This window comes from Streptomyces sp. NPDC037288, from assembly GCF_055603265.1.
Genome location: NZ_JBVJVY010000016.1, coordinates 18,718 through 42,699, shown reverse-complemented (window position 1 = coordinate 42,699; position 23,982 = coordinate 18,718). Strand labels below are relative to the sequence as shown.

General features: G+C 74.1%; 2 protein-coding genes. Both read right to left on the bottom strand.

Translation table 11 applies throughout. The annotated features are described in order from the left end of the window. Position 1: 1 nt before the first annotated feature. Complete coding sequence (locus ACZ7GZ_RS19765; protein ID WP_471025724.1) at positions 2-18,454, bottom strand: type I polyketide synthase; 18,453 nt, start codon at positions 18,452-18,454, stop codon at positions 2-4. Between the two features lie 34 nt (positions 18,455-18,488). Then, entirely contained in the window at positions 18,489-23,969 is a 5,481-nt protein-coding gene (locus ACZ7GZ_RS19760; RefSeq protein ID WP_471025722.1) for an SDR family NAD(P)-dependent oxidoreductase, read from the bottom strand. Positions 23,970-23,982: the final 13 nt, after the last annotated feature.

The window sequence follows — 23,982 nt, the reverse complement described above, 5'->3', positions numbered from 1 at the left end:
ACTAGGAATTTTCTAGATCTTGATCGATCAGATCGAAGATGTCGTCGACCGTCGCGTCCTGCAGCTGCCGCTGCGCGTCGGCGGATTCCGCACCTTGCTCTGCGGTGGAGTTGACCAGGGACAGCAGTTCCTGCAGCCGCCTGCGCACCCCTGACCGGACCGTCTCCTCGGCGGAGGCGGCCGTCGAGATCACCGACTCCAGACGGTCGAGCTCGCTGAAGACCGACACCTCGTCCGGACCCGTCTCGCCGGCGAGTTCGCTCCACAGGTGGCGGGCGATCGCCTCGGGCGTCGGGTGGTCGAAGACCAGTGTCGCGGGCAGGGTCAGGCCGGTGTCGGCCGTGAGCAGGTTGCGCAGTTCCACCGCGGTCAGGGAGTCGAAGCCGAGGTCCCGGAACGCCAGGTCCGGTTCGACCGCCGCGGAGCCGCTGTGGCCGAGTACGGCCGCCGCGTGCGCGCACACCGTGTCCACGAGCAGGCGTTGCTGTTCGCCTTCGGCCAGCCCGGACAGCTTCTCCTTCAGCGCGGACGGCTCCGCGGCCCGCTCGGCGGGCTCCGCCGCGAGCGCGTCCCTGACCTCGGGCAGGTCGCTCAGCAGCGCGCTCGGCCTGCTGACGGTGAACGGGACGGCGAACCGCTCCCAGTCCACGTCCGCCACGGTGAGCGTGCCGTCCCCGCCGCTCAGCGCACCGTGCAGCGCGGAGATCGCCCGGTCCGGCCGCAGCACGGTCAGGCCGCGCTGCCGCAGCCGCTCCTCGTCCCCGGCGTCGGCGACCATGCCGCCCTCGCCCCAGGGGCCCCAGGCGATCGCGGTCGCGGCGAGGCCCCGGGCCCGCCGGTGCTGCGCCAGGCCGTCGAGGAAGGCGTTCGCGGCCGAGTACGCGGCCTGACCGCCGCCTCCCCAGACGCCGGAGACGGAGGAGAAGAGGACGAAGGCGTCCAGCTCCTGGTCGCCGAGCAGTTCGTGGAGGTGTACGGCCCCGAGGGCCTTCGCGGCGACCGTCGCCGCGAAGTCGCCGAGGCTCGTCTCGGCGAGCATGCCCGCTTCGGCGGTGCCGGCCGTGTGGACGACGGCGCTCACCGGGTGCTCTGCGAGCAGCGCGGCCAGCGCCTCGCGGTCCGCCACGTCACAGGCGGCGACGGTCACGCGCACGCCCGCCTCCTCCAGCTCGGTCTTGAGTCGGGCGGCGCCGGGGGCGTCGGGGCCCCGGCGGCTGGTGAGCAGCAGGTGTTCGGCTCCGGCACCGGCGAGCCAGCGGGCGACGTGCCCGCCCAGCGCACCCGTACCACCGGTGATCAGGACGGTGCCGCGCGGCGACCACCGCTGCCCGGCCCGCGTGTTCCGGCGGGCGGCGGTGTGGGAGAGCCTGCGGCCGAACACTCCGCGGTCGCGGATCGCGACCTGGTCCTCGGCCGACTGGCCGAGCACCGCGGCGAGGCGGCCGGCGACCCGGTCGTCGACCGTGTCCGGGAGGTCGATCAGACCGCCCCAGCGCGGCGCGTGCTCCAGCGCCGCCACCCGGCCCAGGCCCCAGACCTGGGACTGGTACGGGTCCGCCACCCTGTCGGCGGGGCTCACGCCCACCGCGTTCCGGGTCGCGCACCACAGCGGGGCGCCGATGCCCGCGTCGCCCAGGGCCTGGACGAGCAGCACGGACAGCGCGACGCCGGCGGTCAGTGCGGCGGTCGCCTGGGCGGCCTCGCCTTCGAGGGCTAGCAGCGACAGGACGCCCGCCACGGTCTCGTCACCGGCCGCTCGGGCGAGCTGCGCGGTCAGGTCCGCACGGCCGGTGGCCGGCTCGACCGGAACCGGCAGCGGGGCCAGGCCCCGTCCGGTCAGCCCGCGGAGGCAGGCGGTGACCCAGTCGTCGCCGAGTTGCGCGGCGCTGACCGGAACCAGCCATATGCCGTTGCGGGCAGGGCCGTCCGGGGCGGGGTCGGGTATCCCCTTCCAGGTGACGCCGTAGCGCCAGCCGTCCACGGTGGACTGCTCCTTGCGCTGCCGCCGCCACGACGACAGCCTCGGCAGCACGTCGCTGAAGGCGTCCCCTGCCCCGATGTGCAGGGTCTCGGCGAGGGCCTGCAGGTCCTCACGCTCCACGGTCGCCCAGAACTCCGCGTCCACGGGGTCCGCCGCCGTGGCGGCAGCGGTTTCCGGGGCGTCGAGCCAGTAGCGCTCGCGCTGGAAGGCGTAGGTCGGCAGGGTGACGCGCCGGGCGCCCGGGAAGAAGGCGTGCCAGTCCACTTCGGCGCCGCTGACGTGCAGTTGGGCGTACGCGGTGGTGAGCGCCTGGGGTTCCGGGCGGTCGGCCCGGAGTACGGGGACGGTGACGATGTCGTCCACGCAGGCCTGCGCCATTCCGCTGAGGACACCGCCGGGACCGATCTCCACGAACGAAGTCACCCCCAGCTCGTGCAGGGTCCGCACGCCGTCGGCGAAACGGACCGCCTCACGGACGTGCCGGACCCAGTACTCAGGCGTGTACGGCTCGGCCAGGCGGCCAGTGAGGTTCGAAACGACGGGAATCCGCGGCTCGTTGAACACCAGACCGCTGACGACCTCGGCGAACTCCTCCAGCATCGGATCCATCAACGGCGAGTGGAACGCGTGGCTGACCCTCAACCGCGAGACCTTACGGCCCTGTTGCGTGAAGGCCTCGGCGATCTCCAGCACGGCATCCTCGGCACCGGAGACCACGACGGACCGAGGCCCGTTGACCGCCGCGATACCGACCTCTTCAGTCAGGTGCGGCAGCACCTCGTCTTCCGTGGCCTGGACCGCCACCATCGCCCCGCCCGCGGGCAACGCCTGCATCAACGCGGCACGCGCCGACACCAGCTTCGCCGCATCATCCAGTGACAACACACCCGCCACGTGCGCGGCAGCGATCTCACCCACCGAGTGACCGGCCACATAGTCCGGCCGCACCCCCCAGGATTCGAGGAGGCGGAACAGCGCCACCTCGACCGCGAAGAGCGCGGGCTGGGTGCAACCGGTCTGGTTCAAGTCCTCCGAGTCGACATCGACGGGCGCCTCCAGGCGCGCACACACCTCGTCGTACGCATCGGCGAAGACCGGGAACGCCTCGTACAACTCACGCCCCATACCGATCCGCTGCGAACCCTGACCCGAGAACAGGAAGCCGACCTTGCCTCCCGTCCGGCCCTGGACGACTCCGGGGGACGGCGTTCCGGCGGCCAGGCAGCCCAGTTCGCGGCGGAAGTCGTCACTGCTCTCGCCGATGACGGCCGCCCTGTGGCGCATCGCGCTCCGGGTGGTGGCCAGCGAGAAGCCGACATCGGCCGGTGACGTGCCGTCCTGCACGAAGGCCAGCAGCCGTCGTGCCTGGTCGCGCAGCGCAGCGCTGCTCTTGGCGGAGAGCACCCACGGCAGGAGGGCCGGGGCCGGGGCGTGGGTGGCCTCTTCGGCCGGGGCGGGCGGGGCCTGTTCGATGATCGTGTGGGCGTTGGTGCCGCTGACGCCGAAGGACGACACGGCGGCCCGGCGCGGGCGGTCCGTCTCCGGCCAGTCGACGGCCTCGGTCAGCAGCCGGACGTCGCCCGCCGACCAGTCCACGTGCGGCGTCGGCTCATCGGCGTGCAGGGTCCGCGGCAGGACCCCGTGGCGCATGGCCATCACCATCTTGATGATGCCGCCGACACCCGCGGCGGCTTGGGCGTGGCCGATGTTGGACTTCAGCGAGCCCAGCCACAGCGGCTGTCCTTCGGGACGCTCCCGGCCATACGTGGCGAGAAGGGCCTGTGCCTCGATCGGGTCACCCAGCCTCGTCCCCGTACCGTGCGCCTCCACCGCGTCGACATCGGCGGCGGTGAGGCCCGCGGAAGTGAGGGCCTGGCGGATCACCCGCTGCTGTGCGGGGCCGTTCGGCGCGGTCAGGCCGTTGGACGCGCCGTCCTGGTTGACGGCGCTGCCGCGGACGACGGCCAGCACCTGGTGCCCGTTGCGCACGGCGTCGGACAGCCGCTCCACCAGGAGCATGCCGACGCCCTCGGACCAGCCGGTCCCGTCCGCGCCGGCGCCGAACGCCTTGCAGCGGCCGTCGGCGGACAGCCCGCGCTGCCGGCTGAACTCCACGAACGCCCGCGGGGTGGACATGACCATCACGCCGCCGGCCAGCGCCATGGAGCACTCGCCGTTGCGGAGGGCCTGGACCGCCCAGTGCAGGGCCACGAGCGACGACGAGCACGCGGTGTCGACGGTGACCGCCGGTCCTTCCAGACCGAGGGTGTAGGCGATGCGGCCGGACATGATGCTCGCGGAGTTGCCCGTGCCGAAGAAGCCCTCGGAGTCGTCGATCGCGTGGAAGGCCTGGGCGGCGTAGTCCTGGTAGCCGGAGCCGACGAAGACTCCGGTACGGCTGCCGCGCACCGACTCCGCGTCGATACCCGCCCGCTCGAACGTCTCCCACGTGGTCTCCAGCAGCAGACGCTGCTGCGGATCCATCGCCACGGCCTCACGCGGACTGATCCCGAAGAACCCGGCGTCGAACTCCCCCGCCTCGTACAGGAATCCACCACGACGCGTGTACGTCTTCCCCGGCGCCTCGGGGTCCGGGTCATAGATGTCCTCCACGTCCCAGCCGCGGTCCGCCGGGAACTCGCCGACCGCGTCACCACCGGAGGCCACCAGCCGCCACAGGTCCTCCGGCGAACGCACACCCCCCGGATACCGGCACGCCATACCGACGATCGCGATGGGGTCGTCGTCCTCGGCGGGTGCGGCGGCCGTCTCCGGTGCTGCCGTAGCGGTGCGGCCGGTGAGTTCGGTGCGCAGCTGCCGGGCGAGTTCCCGGGCGTTGGGGTGGTCGAAGACCAGGGTGGGGGGCAGTGCGAGGCCGGTCTCGGCGTTGAGCCTGTTGCGCAGTTCGACGGCGGTCAGGGAGTCGAAGCCGAGGTCCTTGAAGGCCCGGTCGGCCTCGACCTCGCCGGCGGCGCTGTGGCCGAGGACGGCCGCCGCGTGCGTGCGGACGAGGTCGACCAGCAGCGTGTGCTGCTCGGTCTCGGGCATCCCGGTGAGGCGGCCGGTCAGGGGCGAGGCGGCGGCCGTGCCGGGCCGGCCGGCGGTGCTGCCCGCGAGGAGGATCCGCTCGGCCTCCGGGAGGGCGCCGAGCAGGGCGCTCGGGCGGCCCACGGTGAACGGGGGCAGGAACCGCTCCCAGTCGACGTCGGCCACCGTGGTGGTCGCCTCGCCGGAGTCCAGCGCCTGCCGGAGGCCGGCCACGGCGAGCGCGGCGGGCATCGGGATCAGGCCGCGGCGGCGCAGTCGTTCGTCCGCGCCGTCGCCCTCGGCCATGCCGCCGCCCGCCCACGGGCCCCAGGCCACGGCGGTCGCGGGCAGGCCCTGGGCCCGGCGGCGTTCGGCGAGCCCGTCGAGCAGGGCGTTGGCCGCCGCGTAGGCGGCCTGGTGGCCGCTGCCCCACACACCGGCGATGGACGAGAAGAGGACGAAGGCGTCGAGTTCCCGGCCGGTGAGGAGCGCGTCGAGGTGCAGGGCGCCGGCTGCCTTGGCGGACAGCACGTCGGCGAAGGCGCCCGGCGTCATGGCCTCCAGTGGGTCCAGGTGGTCCACGCCCGCCGTGTGGACGACGGCGTTCACCGGGTGCTCGGCGAGCAGCGCGGCGAGCGCCTCACGGTCGGCGACGTCGCACGCGGCGACGGTGACATGGACACCCGTCGCCTCCAGCTCCGCGACGAGACCCGCCGCACCCGGCGCGTCGAGGCCTCGGCGGCTGGTGAGCAGCAGGTGTTCGGCTCCGGCACCGGCGAGCCAGCGGGCGACGTGCCCGCCCAGCGCACCCGTACCACCGGTGATCAGGACGGTGCCGCGCGGCGACCACCGCTGCCCGGCCCGCGTGTTCCGGCGGGCGGCGGTGTGGGAGAGCCTGCGGCCGAACACTCCGCGGTCGCGGATCGCGACCTGGTCCTCGGCCGACTGGCCGAGCACCGCGGCGAGGCGGCCGGCGACCCGGTCGTCGACCGTGTCCGGGAGGTCGATCAGACCGCCCCAGCGCGGCGCGTGCTCCAGCGCCGCCACCCGGCCCAGGCCCCAGACGGCGTTCTGGGCGGCGTTCGGCACCGCGTCCGCGCGGCCGGTGGACATGGCGGACCTGGTCAGCGCCCACAGCGGGGCGTCGACGCCCGCGTCGCCCAGGGCCTGGACGAGCGCGAGGGACAGCGCGGTGCCGACGGAGAGGGCCGGGTGTACGGGGTGGGGCCGCTCGTCGGTGCCGAGCAGGGAGATCACGCCGTCGACCGGGCTCTCACGGACGGCGTCGCCGAGCTGCCGCAGCAGTGCGCCGCGGTCGGCGGCCGGGTCGACCGCCACCCGGACCAGCCGGGCCCCGCGGGCGGCGAGCCCGTCGGCGACGGCGGCGGTCCACTGGACGGCCTCGGTGTCCTCGGTGGCCAGGAACAGCCAGTCGCCGGGCAGTTCGTGGGCCCGGAGGCCGCTGAGGGGCTTCCAGCCCGTGCGGTAGGACCAGCCTTCCACGACGGACTCCCGGCGCTGCTGCCGGCGCCACGCGGACAGCCGGGGCAGCACCGCGTCCAGCTGCTCGGCGGGCAGGTCGAGGGTGGCGGCGAGGGAGTGGGCGTCCTCGCGCTCCACCGTCTCCCAGAACCCGGCCTCCACGGTGTCGGTCCCCACGACGGCGGCGGCCGTGGGCGCGGTGGCCTGAAGCCAGTACCGCTGGTGCTGGAAGGCGTAGGTGGGCAGGTCGGTGCGCCGGGCGCCGCGGCCGGCGAAGAACGCCTGCCAGTCGACGGGGACGCCGTGCACGTGGAGTTGCGCGACGGCGCCGGTGATCGCCTCGGGCTCGGGGCTGCCGGACCGTGTGGAGGGGACGGTGACCGCGCCGTCCAGGCAGCCCTGAGCCATGGCGCTCAGCACCGCGCCGGGGCCGGTCTCCACGAACGTGGTCACGCCCAGCCCGCCCAGGGTCCGGATGCCGTCGGCGAAGCGCACGGCCTCGCGGACGTGCCGGACCCAGTAGTCCGCCGTGTAGGCGTCGATGAGCTCACCGGTGAGGTTCGAGACGACCGGGATCCGGGGCGTCTCGAAGCGCAGACCGCCGACGACGCGGGCGAAGTCCTCCAGCACGGGGTCCATCAGCGGCGAGTGGAACGCGTGGCTCACGGTGAGCCGGGAGGTCTTGCGGCCCTGTCGGGCGAAGACGTCCGCGACGGCCGCTACGGCGTCCTCGGCTCCGGAGACCACGACGGACCGCGGGCCGTTGACCGCCGCGATGCCGGCGTCGTCGGTGAGGTGTGGCAGCACCTCGTCCTCGGTGGCCTGGACGGCGATCATCGCCCCACCGGCGGGCAGGGCCTGCATCAGTGCGGCACGAGCCGTCACGAGTGCGGCCGCGTCCTCCAGCGACAGGGCCCCGGCCATGTGCGCGGCCGCGATCTCGCCCACGGAGTGCCCGGCCAGGTAGTCCGGCCGCACACCCCACGACTCCAGCAGCCGGTGGACGGCGACCTCGTGCGCGAACAGCGCGGGCTGGGTGAAGGCGGTGCGGTTCAGCTCCTCGCCGTCCTCGTGACCGTTCTCACCGAAGGCCACGTCCCGAAGCGGCCGGGCGAGGTGCCGGGCGAGGTGGGCGCACACCTCGTCGTACGCCTCCGCGAAGACCGGGAACGCCTCGTACAGTTCCCGCCCCATGCCGATGCGCTGCGAGCCCTGCCCGGAGAACAGGAACCCGACCTGGCCGGCGTCGGCGCGGCCGAGGACGACGCCGGGAGCGGTCGTCCCGGAGGCGAGGGCCCGCAGGCCCTCGGCGATCCGGCCGCGGTCGGCACCGACCACGGCGGCGCGGTGCTCCAGGGCGGCGCGGGTGGTGGCCTGCGAGAAGCCGACGTCGGTGACGGACGGTTCGGTGTCGTCGGCGGTGAGGGACAGCAGGCGCTCGGCCTGGGCGCGCAGCGCGGCCTCGGACGTGCCGGACAGCACCCACGGCACGGTCGCCGAGGCGACCTCGACCGGTGCGACGGCGGCCCGTTCGGCCGGCGGGGCCTGTTCGATGACCGTGTGGGCGTTGGTGCCGCTGACGCCGAAGGACGACACGGCGGCCCGGCGCGGGCGGTCCGTCTCCGGCCAGTCGACGGCCTCGGTCAGCAGCCGCACCGCGCCCGCCGACCAGTCCACGTGCGGCGTCGGCTCATCGGCGTGCAGGGTCCGCGGCAGGACCCCGTGGCGCATCGCCATCACCATCTTGATCACACCGGCGACGCCGGACGCCGCCTGGGCGTGTCCGATGTTGGACTTCAGCGAGCCCAGCCACAGCGGCCGGTACTCCGGCCGCTGCTGACCGTACGTGGCGATCAGTGCCTGGGCCTCGATCGGGTCGCCCAGAGCGGTGCCCGTGCCGTGGGCCTCCACCGCGTCGACATCGGCGGCGGTGAGCCCGGCGGAGGCCAGGGCCTGCCGGATGACCCGCTGCTGTGCGGGGCCGTTCGGCGCGGTCAGGCCGTTGGACGCGCCGTCCTGGTTGACCGCGCTGCCCCGTACGACCGCGAGGACCTCGTGGCCGTTGCGCACGGCGTCGCTGAGGCGCTCCACGAGCACGACGCCCACGCCCTCCGCCCAGCCGGTGCCGTCCGCGCCGGCGCCGAACGCCTTGCAGCGGCCGTCGGCGGACAACCCGCGCTGCCGGCTGAACTCCACGAACGCGGCCGGTACGGCCATGACGTTCACACCGCCCGCGACGGCCATCGTGCTCTCGCCGCTGCGCAGCGACTGGATGGCCAGGTGCAGGGCGACCAGCGACGACGAGCACGCCGTGTCGACGGTGACGGCGGGGCCCTCCAGGCCGAACGAGTAGGCCACGCGCCCGGAGACGACGCTCGCGGCGCTGCCGGTGAGCAGGTGGCCCTCGACGCCCTCGGGGACCTGCGGGAGGCCTGCGCCGTAGCCCTGGTAGGACATGCCGACGAACACGCCCGTGCGGCTGCCCTTGAGGGAGGCCGGGTCGATGCCGGCCCGCTCGAACACCTCCCACGAGGCCTCCAGCAGCAGGCGCTGCTGGGGGTCCATCGCCAGCGCCTCGCGCGGCGAGATCCCGAACAGGGCGGCGTCGAAGTCGCCCGCGTCGTAGAGGAAGCCGCCGTCGCGCGCGTACGTCTTGCCCGGGGTGCCCGGGTCGGGGTCGTAGAGGTCCTCGACGTCCCAGCCGCGGTCCTCGGGGAAGCCGGCGATCGCGTCGCCGCCGGACGTCACGAGCTGCCACAGGTCCTCGGGCGAGCCGACGCCGCCGGGGAGGCGGCAGCTCATGGCCACGATGGCGATGGGCTCGTCGCCGGCGGCGGCCGTGTGCTGCTCCTGCCGCGCGGCGGCCTGCGAACCGAGCAGTTCGGCGCGCAGGAACCGGGCCAGGGCCGTGGCGTTCGGGTAGTCGAAGACCAGCGTGGTGGGCAGCTTCAGGCCGGTGTCGGCCGTGAGCCTGTTGCGCAGTTCGACGGCGGTGAGCGAGTCGAAGCCGAGGTCGTTGAACGCCCGGCCGGGCTCCACCGCCGCGGCGCCGTCGTGGCCGAGCACCGCGGCGGCGTGCGTGCGGACGAGGTCCACCAGCGTGCGGTCCTGCTCGCCCGCCGGCAGCCCGGTCAGCTTCGCGGCGAGCGCGTTGCCGGCTTCGGCGCCGCCGGAGGCCGGGGCCTCCAGGGCGCGGCGCGCCTCGGGCACGTCGGAGAGCAGGGCGCTGGGGCGGCTGACGGTGAACGGGCCGATGAACCGCTCCCAGTCGAAGTCCGCGACGGTGAGGGCGGTCTCACCGTCGGCCAGCGCCTGCTGGAGCGCGGAGACCGCGAGAGCGGGCCGCATCGGCGGCAGGCCACGGCGGCGCAGCATCTCCTCTCCGTCGCCGACGCCGGCCATGCCGCCCTCGGCCCAGCCGCCCCAGGAGACGGCGAGCGCGGTGCGCCCGCGGGCCCGCCGGTACTCGGCGAGGGCGTCCAGGTAGGCGTTGGCCGCCGCGTAGGCACCTTGGCTCGCGCCGCCCCAGATGCCGGCGCCCGAGGAGAACATGACGAACGCGTCGAGCTCCTGACCGGCCAGCAGTTCGTCCAGGTGCGTGGCACCCGCGGCCTTGGCCGCCACCGTGCCGGCGAACCCGGCCGGGTCGGAGTCCTCGATCATGACGTGGTCGCCGACGCCCGCGGCGTGGACGACGGCGTTGACGGGGTGTTCGGCCAGCAGGGCCCGCAGGGCGTCCCGGTCGGCCGCGTCACAGGCCACGACGGTCGCGGCAGCGCCGAGCCCTTCCAGCTCCGCGACGAGCTCCGCGGCACCGGGCGCCGCGGGGCCGCGGCGGCTGGTGAGCACCAGGTGCTCCGCACCCGCGCCGGCGAGCCAGCGGGCGACGTGCCCGCCCAGCGCACCCGTACCACCGGTGATCAGCACCGTGCCGCGCGGCGACCACCCCTGGGCGGGGCCGGTGGCGCGGGCGGCGCGGACGAGCCGGCGCCCGAAGACGCCCGAGGCGCGGACCGCCACCTGGTCCTCGGCCGTCTGGGCGAGGACGGCGGCCACCCGGGCCGCGGTCCGGGCGTCCAGCAGATCAGGGAGGTCGAGCAGTCCGCCCCAGCGCTGCGGATACTCCAGCGCCGCCGCCCGGCCGAAGCCCCACACCTGCGCCTGCAGCGGGCGGTCCACGCGGTCGGAGCGGCCGGTGGCCACCGCGCCGCGCGTGGCGCACCACAGCGGCGCGTCGACACCCGCGTCGCCGAGCGCCTGCACCAGGCAGAGGGTCGCGGCGAGGCCGTGCGACAGGCCGGGGTGGCCGACCGAGACACTTTCGTCCTCGGCGAGCAGGGACAGCACGCCGGTCACCGGGCCGACGCCGGCCAGCTCGCGAGCCAGTGTCCCGCGGTCGGTGCCGGGCCCTGCGACGAGCGTCACCGGTTCCAGACCGCGCCCGCCGAGCGCGGTGCGGACCGAGGTGGTCCACTCGCTCTCCCCGGCCACGACGAGCAGCCAGGTCCCGGACGCGCCGGGCTGCGGGAGCGCGCCGAGCGGCTTCCACGTGACGCGGTAGCGCCAGCCGTCGACCACGGACTGCTCGCGGCGCTGACGGCGCCACGCGGACAGCCGGGGCAGGAGCGCGCTCAGCGAGGCGTCCGTGCCGACGCCCAGGGTCGCGGCGAGGGACTCCGCGTCCTCGCGCTCGACGCTGTCCCAGAAGCCGGAGTCCGCCGCGTCGGCCGGGGTGCCGGCGGTGGCCGGGTCCTCGTCACCTACCAGCCAGAAGCGCTCGCGCTGGAAGGCGTAGGTGGGCAGGGTGACGCGGTGAGCGCCGGGGAAGAGCGCCTGCCAGTCCGGGGAGACGCCGTGCACGTGCAGTTCGGCGAGCGCGGTGAGGAGGGCCTGCTGCTCGGGGCGGTCGGCTCGGAGTACCGGGACGGTGACGATGTCGTCCGCGCAGGCCTGCGCCAGGGCGCTGAGGACACCGCCGGGACCGATCTCCACGAACGAGGTCACGCCCAGGTCGCCGAGGGTCCCGATGCCGTCGGCGAAGCGAACCGCTTCGCGCACGTGCCGGACCCAGTACTCGGGCGTGTACGGCTCGGCCAGGCGGCCGGTCAGGTTCGAAACGACGGGAATCCGCGGCTCGTTGAAGACCAGACCACTGACGACCCCGGCGAACTCCTCCAGCATCGGATCCATCAACGGCGAATGGAACGCGTGACTGACCCTCAGCCGGGACGCCTTACGACCCTGCTCCCGGAAGACCTCACCGATGGCGACGACCACGTCCTCCGCACCGGAGACCACGACCGACTGGGGGCCGTTGACCGCCGCGATACCGACGCCCTCGGTGAGATGCGGCAGCACCTCGTCCTCGGTCGCCTGGACCGCCACCATCGCGCCGCCCGCGGGCAACGCCTGCATCAGCGCGGCACGCGCCGACACCAGCTTCGCCGCATCATCCAGTGACAACACACCCGCCACGTGCGCGGCAGCGATCTCACCCACCGAGTGACCGGCCACATAGTCCGGCCGCACGCCCCAGGATTCGAGGAGGCGGAACAGCGCCACCTCGACCGCGAAGAGCGCGGGCTGGGTGCAACCGGTCTGGTTCAAGTCCTCCGAGTCGACATCGACGGGCGCCTCCAGGCGCGCACACACCTCGTCGTACGCATCGGCGAAGGCGGGGAACGCCTCGTACAACTCACGCCCCATACCGATCCGCTGCGAACCCTGACCCGAGAACAGGAAGCCGACCTTGCCCTCGGAGCGGGCACGTCCCAGCGTCACGTTCGCCGCCGGTTCGCCGGCGGCGAGGGCGGTGAGGGCTTGCCGGAGCTGGTCCGGGCCCTGGGCCAGGAGCACCGCGCGGTCCTCGAACGTCTCGCGGGAGGCCAGGGAGAGGCCGACGTCGGAAGCAGTCCAGCCGTCGTTCGCGTCGAGGTGGCCGGCCAGCCGGGCCGCCTGTGCGCGCAGCGCCGGCTCGCCCCTGCCCGACAGCACCCACGGCACGAGCGCGCCGGAGTCGGGTGTGGAGGGCGGCTCCGGCGTGGCAGGGGCCTGCTCGATGATGGTGTGGGCGTTGGTGCCGCTGACCCCGAAGGACGAGACCGCGGCGCGGCGTGGGCGGTCCGACTCGGGCCATGCGACGGCCTCGGTCAGGAGCCGGACCTCACCGGCCGACCAGTCCACGTGCGGCGTCGGCTCACCCGCGTGCAGGGTCCGCGGCAGGATCCCGTGGCGCATCGCCATGACCATCTTGATCACACCGGCGACGCCTGCCGCGGCCTGGGTGTGGCCGATGTTGGACTTCAGCGAGCCCAGCCACAGCGGCCGGTCCTCCGGCCGCTCCTGCCCGTACGTGGCGATCAGTGCCTGCGCCTCGATCGGGTCGCCCAGCGTCGTACCCGTGCCGTGCGCCTCTACGGCGTCCACGTCGCCCGGGGCGAGCCCGGCCGAGGCCAGCGCCTGGCGGATCACCCGCTGCTGTGCGGGGCCGTTCGGCGCGGTCAGGCCGTTGGACGCGCCGTCCTGGTTGACCGCGCTGCCCCGCACCACGGCCAGGACCTCGTGGCCGTTGCGCACGGCGTCGGACAGCCGCTCCACGAGCACGACGCCCACGCCCTCCGCCCAGCCGGTGCCGTCCGCGTCCGCGCCGAACGCCCTGCAGCGGCCGTCGGGCGACAGGCCGCGCTGGCGGCTGAACTCCACGAAGACGTTCGGGCTGGCCATGACGGTGACGCCGCCGGCCAGGGCCATCGTGCACTCGCCGCTCCGCAGCGACTGCATGGCCAGGTGCAGGGCGACCAGGGACGACGAGCAGGCCGTGTCGATCGTGACGGCGGGACCTTCGAGGCCGAAGGTGTAGGCCACCCGGCCGGAGACGACACTGGACGCTCCGCCGACGAGCCGGTGCCCTTCGACGCCTTCCGGCGTGCGACGCACATCGGCTCCGTAGCCCTGGTAGGCCATGCCGACGAACACGCCGGTCCGGCTGCCGCGCAGCTGCGCGGGGGCGATCCCGGCCCGCTCGAAGGCCTCCCACGAGGTCTCCAGCAGGAGGCGCTGCTGCGGGTCCATCGCCAGGGCCTCGCGCGGCGAGATCCCGAAGAAGCCGGCGTCGAAGTCGGTGGCACCGTGGAGGAATCCGCCGTCGCGGGCGTACGTCGTGCCGGGTCGGTCGGGGTCGGGGTCGTACAGGGCCCCGACGTCCCAGCCGCGGTTCGACGGGAACTCGGAGATGGCGTCGCCGCCGGACGTCACCAGGTCCCAGAGGGCCTCGGGCGAGTCGACGCCGCCGGGCAGGTGGCAGCTCATCGCCACGATGGCGATGGGCTCGTCGTCGACGGCGGCCGCGTGCTGCTCCTGCGGCGCGGCGGTCAGCGATCCGAACAGTTCGCCCTGCACGAAGCGGGCGAGCGCCGTGGCGTTCGGGTAGTCGAAGACCAGCGTGGGCGGCAGCGCGAGGCCGGTCGCCGAGTTGACCTTGTTGCGCAGTTCGACGGCGGTCAGGGAGTCGAAGCCGAGGTCCTTGAAAGCCCGGTCGGGCTCGACCTCCGCCGCCGAGGAGTGGCCCAGGACGGCCGCGACGTGCGCGCGGACCAGGTCGATCAGGGTCTGCGTGCGCTCGGCCTGGGGCAGTCCGGCGAGCCGGGCCGCCAGGGGCGCGGCGCCGGTGGCGGCGTCGGCCGGTGCGCCGGTGCCGGCGCCGAGCACCTCGGGCAGCTCGGACAGCAGGGCGCTCGGGCGGCCCAGGGTGAAGGGTCCGATGAACCGTTCCCAGTCGATGTCGGCCACGACGACCGCGGTGTCGTCGCAGTCCAGGGCGCGCTGGACCGCGGTCACGGCGAGTGCGGCGGGCAGGGTGACGACGCCGCGGCGGCGCAGGTGCTCCTCGTCGGCGTCGGTGACCATACCGCCGTCGGCCCAGGGGCCCCAGGCGATCGCGGTGGCGGTCAGGCCCCGGGCCCTCCGCCCGGCGGCGAGCCCGTCGAGAAAGGCGTTGCCGGCCGCGTAGGCGGTCTGCAGTCCGCTGCCCCACACCCCGGCGATCGAGGAGAAGAGGACGAAGGCGTCCAGCTCGCGGTCGCCGAGCAGTTCGTCCAGATGCGCGGCTCCGCGGGTCTTCGCCGCCACCGTGCGGGCGAAGTCCGTCGGCGTCAACTCGTCGAAGGGCGCGAACTGTTCCACGCCCGCGGCGTGGAAGACGGAGGTGAAGGTGTGCTCGGCGAGCAGCGCCGCCACCGCGTCGCGGTCGGCGACGTCGCACACGGCGAGGGTGACGTGCGCTCCCAGCTCCTCCAGTTCGGCCTTGAGCGCGGTCGCGCCGGGCGCGTCGGCACCGCGTCGGCCGGCGAGCACCAGGTGTTCGGCACCGGCGCCGGCGAGCCAGCGGGCGACGTGCCCGCCCAGCGCACCCGTACCACCGGTGATCAGCACCGTGCCGCGCGGCGACCACGGCCGGCCGGCACCGCTTCGGGTGTGGGCGAGCCGGGCGGTGAACACGCCGGAGGCGCGGACGGCGACCTGGTCCTCGGCCATGTCGGTGCTCTGGCACAGGACGGCGGCGATACGGCCGGCGGCGCGGTCGTCGACGGCCGTGGGCAGGTCGATCAGGCCGCCCCAGCGCCTGGGATGCTCCAGGGCCAGGGCGCGGCCGAGGCCCCACACCTGGTTCTGCACCGCGCTGAGCGGTGCGTCGTCGGCGCGGCCGGTGGCGGCCGCGCCACGGGTGGCGCACCACAGCGGCGCGTCGACGCCCGCGTCGCCCAGTGCCTGGGCCAGGGCCACGGTCTGGGCGAGGCCCTGGGAGAGCGCGGGGTGCCCGGGCGAGGCGGTCTCGTCGGTCGCGAGCAGGGACAGGACGCCGTCGGGCGATCCGGCTTCGGCCGCGGCCCGGGTCAGCTCGCCGGCCAGGGACGCGCGGTCGGCGTCGGCGCCGACCGTCAGCGGGATCAGGTGCGCGCCGCGTCCGGCGAGGGCCGCGCGGACCGTCGCGGCCCACTCGTCGCCCTCGGGCGCGGCGAACAGCCAGGTGCTGCCGGAGAGCTCGCCGGCGGACACACCGTTCAGCGGCTGCCAGGCCAGCTGGTAGCGCCAGCCGTCCACGACGGACTGCTCGCGCCGCCGACGCCGCCAGGCGGACAACTTCGGTACCACGACGGCCAGTTCGTCGGGGCTCAGCTCCAGCGTGGCGGCGAGGGACTCGGCGTCCTCGCGCTCCACGCTGGCCCAGAAGTCGGCGTCGGCCGCGTCCACGGCGGCCGTCTCGGCCTCGGGGGCCTCCAGCCAGTAGCGCTGCTGCTGGAAGGCGTAGGTGGGCAGGTCGACTCGGCGGGCGCCGGGGAAGAGGGCCTGCCAGTCCGGGGAGACGCCGTGCACGTGCAGTTCGGCGAGCGCGGTGACGACGGCCTGCGGTTCCGGGCGGTCGGCCCGGAGTACGGGGATGGTGCCGATGTCGTCCACACAGCCCTGCGCCATGCCGCTGAGGACACCGCCGGGACCGATCTCCACGAACGAGGTCACCCCCAGCTCGTGCAGGGTCCGCACGCCGTCGGCGAAACGGACCGCCTCACGGACATGCCGCACCCAGTACTCGGGTGTGTACGACTCGACCAGGCGGCCGGTGAGGTTGGAGACCACCGGGATCCGCGGCTCGTTGAAGACCAGACCGCTGACGACCTCGGCGAACTCCTCCAGCATCGGGTCCATCAACGGCGAATGGAACGCGTGACTGACCTTCAGACGGGACGTCTTACGACCCTGACCGGCGAAGACATCGGCAATCGCCGTGACCGCGTCTTCGGCGCCGGAGACGACAACGGACCGCGGGCCGTTGATCGCCGCGATGCCGACGCCGTCGCCCAGGTGCGGCAAGATCTCGTCCTCGGTGGCCTGGACCGCCACCATCGCCCCGCCGGCGGGCAGCGCCTGCATCAGCGCGGCACGCGCCGACACCAGCTTCGCCGCGTCCTCGAGGGACAGCACACCCGCCACATGAGCAGCCGCGATCTCGCCGACCGAGTGACCGGCCACATAGTCCGGCCGCACCCCCCAGGACTCCAGCAACCGGAACAACGCCACCTCGACGGCGAACAACGCCGGCTGGGTGCAACCCGTCTGGTTGAGCCGCTCCGAGTCGACATCGACCGGCGCGTCCAAAAGCGCACACACCTCGTCGTACGCCGCCGCGAACACCGGGAAGACGTCGTAGAGTTCGCGCCCCATCCCCAGCCGCTGCGACCCCTGGCCGGAGAACAGGAACCCGGTCCTGTCGCCGAGGCGGGCCGCGTTCTGGACGACGGCCGCTGACGGGGTGCCGGACGCCAGGGCCCGTACGCCTTCGGTGAGTTCCTCCAGGTTCTCGCCGACGACGGCCGCCCGGCGGTCCCAGGCGGTGCGCGTCGTGGCGAGGGAGAAGCCGATGTCGGCCGACGAGCGGCCGGGGCCGCTCCCGTCGCTCCGGGCGTCCTCCAGGAAGGAGAGCAGGCGTTCCGCCTGGGCGCGCAGCGCCGCGTCGCTCTTCGCCGAGAGCACCCACGGGACCGGTCCCTGGGCGGCCGTCCCGGGGGCGGGCTCCTCGTCGAGGGCCGGGGCCTGTTCGATGATCGTGTGCGCGTTCGTGCCGCTGACGCCGAAGGACGAGACGGCGGCGCGGCGGGGGTGGTCCGACTCGGGCCACTGGACCGCCTCGGTCAGCAGCCTGACGCCGCCCGCCGACCAGTCGACCTGCGGGGTCGGCTCGTCCACGTGCAGTGTCTGCGGCAGGACGCCGTTGCGGATGGCCATCACCATCTTGATCACACCGGCGACGCCGGAAGCCGCCTGCGTGTGACCGATGTTGGACTTGATGGATCCCAGCCACAGCGGCCGGTCCCCCGAGTGTTCCTGGCCGTACGTGGCGAGGAGCGCCTCCGCCTCGATCGGGTCGCCGAGGGTGGTGGCCGTGCCGTGCGCCTCGACCGCGTCGATCTGGGAGGCGGTCAGGCGCGCGTTCTCCAGCGCCTGCCGGATCACGCGCTCCTGCGACGGGCCGTTCGGGGCCGTGAGGCCGTTGGAGGCGCCGTCCTGGTTGACGGCGCTGCCGCGGATGACGGCGAGCACATGGTGGCCGAGGCGGCGGGCGTCGGACAGTCTCTCCAGCAGGAGCACGCCGACGCCTTCGGACATGCCCGTGCCGTCGGCGGTCGAGGAGAACGCGCGGCAGCGGCCGTCGGGCGACAGGCCGCGCTGCGCGCTGAACGCGAGGAAGGTGTGCGGCGTGGCCATCACGGTCACGCCGCCGGCCAGAGCGAGCGAGCACTCGCCGCGGCGCAGCGCCTGGGCGGCCAGGTGGAGCGCCACCAGCGAGGACGAGCAGGCCGTGTCGACGGTGACCGCAGGGCCTTCGAGGCCGAGGGCGTAGGAGATGCGGCCGGAGACCACGGCGGCGGTGTTCGCGGTGACGAGGTGGGCCTCGACGTCGCTGTCGCCCTGCCGCTGGAGGTAGGCGTGGTCCTGGCCGTTGGTGCCGACGAACACGCCGGCCCGGGTGCCGCGTGCGGTGGCGGGGTCGATGCCCGCGCGTTCGAAGGCCTCCCAGGAGGTCTGCAGGAGCAGCCGCTGCTGCGGGTCCATGACCAGGGCCTCGCGGGGGGAGATCCCGAAGAACGCGGGGTCGAACTCGCCGGCGTCGTGGAGGAAGCCGCCCTCGCGCACGTATGTGTGGCCCGTCCGCCCGGGCTCGGGGTCGTACAGCGTGTCCACGTCCCAGCCGCGGTCGGCGGGGAACTCGGACACGCCGTCGCCGCCCGAGGAGACCAGCCGCCACAGGTCTTCGGGCGAGGCAACGCCGCCCGGGTAGCGGCAGGCCATCCCGACGATGGCGATGGGCTCGGTGTCCTTCGCCTCCAGCTCACCCAGCTGCCTGCGGGTCTGGCGCAGGTCCACCATCACGCGCTTGAGGTAGTCCCTGAGCTTGTCGTCGTTCGACATGTTTTACGTCCTCGGTAGCAGTGCGTGAGAAGAGTCAGCGAGACCCGAGCTCTTGGTCGATGAGGTCGAACATCTCGTCGTCGGTGGCGCCGTCGATCCGGTCGAGGTCGAAGTCGCGGTCGGTGCCGGGGCCGGCGTCGGTGGCGTTCGCCGGGGCGTCCTGATGGGTGTCGGTCCACTTCCAGAGCAGCGCCTTGAGCCGGGCGGTGACCTTGTCCCGCAACGCGTCCTGCGGGGCGAGCGCGGCGAGTTGCGCTTCCAGCCGGTCGAGTTCGTCGAGCACGGGCGGGGCCTCGGCGGCGAGGTCGAGGACCAGGTCCTTGTGCAGGAGCCGGGCGATCGCGACGGGGTTGGGATGGTCGAAGACGAGGGTGGGCTTGAGCCGGAGCCCGGTCGCGGCCCTGAGCCGGTTGCGGAGTTCCACGGCGGTCAGGGAGTCGAAGCCGATGTCCCGGAAGGCCGTGGTGGGCTCGATGCGGGCGGCGGTGGCGTGGCCGAGGGCGGCGGCAGCCTGGTTGCGCACCAGGTCCAGCAGGGCCTTCTCCTGGTCGGCCTCCGGCATCCCGGCGAGGCGGCGGGCCAGGGCGGGGGGCGCCGCGGCCGTGGCCTCGCCGGCCGCGGGGCCGGCGCTGCCCACGAGGTCGCGGAAGACGGCGGGCAGCATGCCTGCGCGGGCCATGGCGCGCAGTCCTGGAACGTCCAGCCGGACCGGCACGATCCCCGGCCGGTCCACGGTGAGGGCGGCGTCGAACAGGGCCAGCCCCTCCGCCGGGGTGAACGGCACGACTCCGGCCCGCCCCATCCGGCTCCGGTCGGCGTCGGTGATCCGGTCGCCCATCCCGCCGTTGTCCGTCCACAGGCCCCACGCCAGCGAGGTGCCGGGCAGGCCCGCGGCCCGGCGCTGCCGCGCCAGCCCGTCCAGGAAGGCGTTCGCAGCGGCGTAGCTCGCCGCGCCGGCGCTGCCCAGGACTCCGGCCAGGGAGGAGAAGAGCACGAACGCCGAGAGGTCCAAGTCCCGGGTCAGCTCGTGCAGGTGCAGCGCCCCGTCGGCCTTCGGCCGCAGGACGGTGTCCAGGCGCTCCGGGGTCAGGGCGGTGACCACGCCGTCGTCCAGGGCCGCCGCCGCGTGCACCACGGCCACGAGCGGGTGTTCGGCCGGGACCGAGGCCAGCAGTTCCGCCAGGGCGTCCCGGTCCGCGATGTCACAGGCGGCCACGTCGACGTGCGCGCCCAGCTCGGAGAGGGCGGCGACGAGTTCGCCGACGCCTTCGGCCGCGGGGCCGCGGCGACTGGCCAGCAGCAGCCTGCGTGCGCCGCGTTCGGCGACGAGGTGCCGCGCGAGCGACCGTCCGAGGCCACCGGTCGCGCCGGTGAGCAGCACGGTCCCCTCCGGGGCCCACGCGTGATGGGTGGGCTCCTCGGGCTGGGTGATCCGGGCGAGGCGCGGCACATACAGCTTGCCGTCGCGCACCGCGGCCTGCGGCTCGTCCAGAGCGGCGAGCGCAGCGGCGAGCGCCGGGGCGATGCCGCCGTTCGTGACCGAGTCGTCCGCGTCGACGAGCAGAAGCCGGTCCGGGTGCTCGGTCTGGGCCGACTTCACCAGACCGGAGACCGCGGCATGCGCGAGGTCCACGGCCGCGCCGTCCAGCGATGCGGCTCCGCGCGTCATCACCACGAGCCGCGTGTCGGAGAACCGCTCGTCGGTGACCCACTCCTGGACGGCCGACAGCACACCGGCCAGCAGTGCGCGCGTCGCCGCGGCGGCATCGCCCTGGCTCGGGGCGCAGGGCAGGAGGACGTGGGCAGGGGTGGCCGCACCGTCGTCGACTGCCCTGCGGAGCGCGTCGATGTCGGCATGGGAACCCTCGTTGCCGAGGACCGCCCACTCGGCTTCGGGGGCGGGAGCGGAAGCCGCGGTGTGTTCGACCCAGTCGACGTCGAACATCCAGTCCTGGCGCGCCATGTGCGAGGCCAGCACCTGCTGCGGGGACATCGTCCGCGTCCGGACGGACGCGACCGAGGCGACGGGAGAGCCGTCGGTATCGGACAGTTCGATCGCCACCGCGTCGTCGCCGGCGGGCCGGATGCGTATGCGTACGGCCGCGGACCCCGGAGTGTGCACGGACACGCCGCTCCAGGCACAGGGCATGAGCACCTCGCCGGGGTCTGTGGCGCGGACCGACGCCGGCATGCCGAGGGCAGTGTCCAGCAGGACGGGGTGCAGGGCGTAGCGGTCCGCCCGGTTCCGCTCCGTGACAGGCAGTGCGGCCTCGGCGTACAGCTCTTCCCCGGCGCGCCAGGCGGCGCGCAGGCCCGGACGGTCCTCGACGTCCACGGGTTCGGCACCCGTCGGCGGCCAGATCATCATGTCGAACTCCGGCGCCGGAGCGTTCCGGGTGAGCTCTCCGGTGGCGTGACACACCCACGGCTCGCGGGCGCCGCCTGCGGCGGGCCGGCTGAAGACGCGCACCCGGCGCCGGTCGGGGTCGTCGCCCGCACCGACCTGCACCTGGATGCGGACGGCGCCCTGTTCGACCAGAAGCAGCGGGGCGTCCACGTCCAGCTGTTCCAGGTGCGGGAACCCGGCCTGCCGTCCCGCGGACAGGGCGAGTTCCACGAACGCGGCGACCGGGAGCACCGGCACGCCGCCGACCGTGTGTTCCGCGGTCCACGGCAGGTCGGCCGGGGACAGCCGGCCGGTGAACAGCGCGTCCTGCGCCCCGGCGGTCTCCACCACCGCGCCGAGCAGGGCGTGGCCGAAGGAGTCCAGGCCCGCCGAGGAGACGTCGAGCGCGGCCGTGCCTTCGAGCCAGTAGCGTTCGCGCTGGAAGGCGTACGTGGGCAGGTCGACACGCTGGGCGCCCGGGAACAGCACCTGCCAGTCCGGGGAGACACCGTGCGCGTGCAACTGCCCGACGGCGAGAGTGAGCGCCTGGGGTTCGGGGCGTTCGGTGCGCAGAGCGGGCACGGTGACGATGTCCGCGTCGTCGATGCAGCCCTGGGCGAGGGCGCTCAGCACGCCGCCGGGGCCGATCTCCACGAACGTGGTCACGCCCAGCTCGTGCAGGGTCCGCACGCCGTCGGCGAAACGGACCGCCTCACGGACGTGCCGGACCCAGTACTCGGGCGTGTACGGCTCGGCCAGGCGGCCGGTGAGGTTCGAAACGACGGGAATCCGCGGCTCGTTGAAGACCAGCCCGCGGACGACCTCGGCGAACTCCTCCAGCATCGGTTCCATCAACGGCGAGTGGAACGCGTGGCTGACCTTCAACCGGGAGGTTTTGCGGCCCTGTTGAGCGAAGACTCCGGCGATCTCCAACACGGCATCCTCGGCGCCGGAAACCACAACCGACTCAGGGCCGTTGATCGCCGCGATACCGACGCCCTCGGTGAGGTACGGCAGCACCTCGTCCTCGGTCGCCTGGACCGCCACCATCGCCCCGCCCGCGGGCAACGCCTGCATCAACGCGGCACGCGCCGACACCAGCTTCGCCGCATCCTCCAGCGACAACACACCCGCCACATGAGCAGCAGCGATCTCACCGACCGAGTGACCGGCCACACAGTCCGGCCGCACACCCCACGACTCCAGCAACCGGAACAACGCCACCTCGACGGCGAACAACGCCGGCTGCGTCGAACCCGTCTGATGAAGCGATTCCGCATCGACGTCGACCGGGACGTCCAAAAGCGCACACACCTCGTCGTACGCCGCCGCGAACACCGGGAAGGCGTCGTAGAGTTCGCGCCCCATCCCCAGCCGCTGCGACCCCTGACCCGAGAACAGGAACCCGACCCTGCCCCGGTCGGCCGTGGCGCGCCCCGTCACGACCTGCGCCGCGGGCTCGCCCGCTGCGAGCGCGGTCAGGCCCGCGCGCAGCTCTTCTGAGTCGGCGCCGACGACCGCCGCCCGGTGCTCCAGCGCCGAACGGGTGGCCGCCAGCGAGAACCCCACGTCGGCCGGTGACACGGCCGCGAGGTCCGCGGACGACAGCAGTCGTTGTGCCTGTTCTCGCAGCGCTTCCCCGGTCTTCGCGGAGAGCACCCACGGCACCACCGTGGTCCGGGCCCACAACAGTTCCCCGGCGGGGCCCTCGCCTTCCGTCGTGTCGTCGTCCGGGTCCACCGCCTCCGGTTCGGGCGCCTCCTCGAGGATGACGTGCGCGTTGGTGCCGCTGATCCCGAACGACGAGATCCCGGCCCGGCGAGGGTGGTCCGTCTCCGGCCAGGCGATCGCCTCGGTCAGCAGCTCGACCGAGCCGGCCGACCAGTCGACCTGCGGGGTCGGCCGGTCCACGTGAAGCGTCTTCGGCAGCACCCCGTGCCGCATCGCCAGCACCATCTTCATCACCCCGGCGACGCCCGCCGCGGCCTGCGTGTGGCCGAGGTTGGACTTCAGCGAGCCGAGCAGGAGCGGCCGTTCGCGCTCCTGTCCATAGGTCGCCAGCAGCGCCTGCGCCTCGATCGGGTCGCCGAGGTTGGTGCCCGTGCCGTGTGCTTCGACGGCGTCGACCTCCTCGGCGGAGAGCCGGGCGCCGGCCAGCGCTTCGAGGATGACGCGCTGCTGTGAGGGGCCGTTGGGCGCGGTCAGGCCGTTGGACGCGCCGTCCTGGTTGACGGCGCTGCTGCGGACGACCGCGAGCACCTTGTGGCCGAGCCGGCGGGCGTCCCGCAGCCGCTCCACGAGCAGCAGGCCGGCGCCCTCGGACCAGGACGCGCCGTCCGCCGCCGCCGCGAAGGACTTGCAGCGGCCGTCGGGGGCGAGTCCGCGCTGGCGGCTGAACTCGACGAAGGCGCTCGGGCCCGCCATGACCGTCACGCCGCCGGCGAGCGCCATGGAGCACTCGCCGCCCCGCAGTGCCTGCACGGCGAGGTGCAGGGCGACGAGCGAGGACGAGCAGGCGGTGTCGACGGTGACCGCGGGGCCCTCGAAGCCGAAGGTGTAGGCGATGCGCCCGGAGGCGACGCTGCCGGAGTTGCCGGTGCTCATCAGCCCCTCGACGCCTTCGGGGAGGACGCCGGGTGTGAAGCCGTAGTCGTGGTACATCAGGCCGGCGAAGACGCCGGTGCGGCTGCCCTTGAGGGTGGCGGGGTCGATGCCCGCATGTTCGAAGGCCTCCCAGGCGGTCTCCAGCAGCAGCCGCTGCTGCGGGTCCATGGCCAGCGCCTCGCGCGGCGAGATCCCGAAGAAGTCCGCGTCGAAGTCCGTCGCGTCGCGGAGGAAGCCGCCCTGCCGGGTGTAGACCTTGCCGGGCCGCTCGGGGTCGGGGTCGTAGAGCGCGTCGACGTCCCAGCCGCGGTCCTCGGGGAACTGCGAGATGGCGTCGGTGCCCTCGGCCAGCAGCCGCCACAGCTCCTCGGGGGATCCGACGCCGCCGGGGAACCGGCAGCTCATGCCCACGATGGCGATCGGCTCCTGGTCGCGGGCCTCCAGCTCGCGTACGCGCCGCCGGGCCTGGCGCAGGTCGGTGGTGGCCCGCTTGAGGTACTCCCGGAGCTTGTCTTCGTTCATCATCGGTGTTGCCCGC

Coding starts and splice junctions, on each gene's coding strand:
- ACZ7GZ_RS19765 (WP_471025724.1), bottom strand. CDS start 18,454: ATGTCGAACGACGACAAGCTCAGGGACTACCTCAAGCGCGTGATGGTG.
- ACZ7GZ_RS19760 (WP_471025722.1), bottom strand. CDS start 23,969: ATGATGAACGAAGACAAGCTCCGGGAGTACCTCAAGCGGGCCACCACC.